At 51.4% G+C, this 531-nt stretch carries 1 protein-coding gene; it reads left to right on the forward strand.

The genetic code is table 11. The annotated features are described in order from the left end of the window. Positions 1-531: inositol phosphate phosphatase SopB (locus J5224_RS34910; RefSeq protein ID WP_319802556.1), on the forward strand; the 531-nt coding region annotated here is incomplete at both ends.

Below are 531 nucleotides of genomic sequence, written 5' to 3' on the forward strand. Positions count from 1 at the left end.
CATGCGGAAAACAGAGCGCTCACCAAACAGGATTTGCAGGAAGCGAAAACCCTAAAACCCCTATTGATAGACGGGTTGACAAGAGAGTTTATCAAGCAAGGCTTTCCCGAAAAAGAGGCAAGAACGCACGCTAAACAAGCCTTTGCAACGGGTTTGCGCGAGGTGCTAAACACCCGGAAATGGGAAACGGTTGATACCCGCTTTCAACACAACAATGTGGACTATCGCTGCAAGCTTACGCCCGCCGGACAGATGAAGCAGGGAGGAAATGACGTTTTTCATACCCCTTACAATGACAAGGGGGTCGCTTCCTCTTCCTCGCAGGAAACCGCGCATGCCACGAATTTATGGCTATCCGAATTCAGCGTCCTCGGTGAAAAGGGATCAACACAACGGCTATTTAGCGGAATACGTCACGGCACTTTGTCTCCTTACGGTTTGGCAAAAAATTCAGATGCGCGCTATTTCGGTGCGCAAACCCGCGCCATGGAAGTAGTGACCGCTGCGCTTTTCGCTCGCCCTGAGCTGCTG

Source organism: Candidatus Symbiopectobacterium sp. NZEC135 (assembly GCF_025962695.1).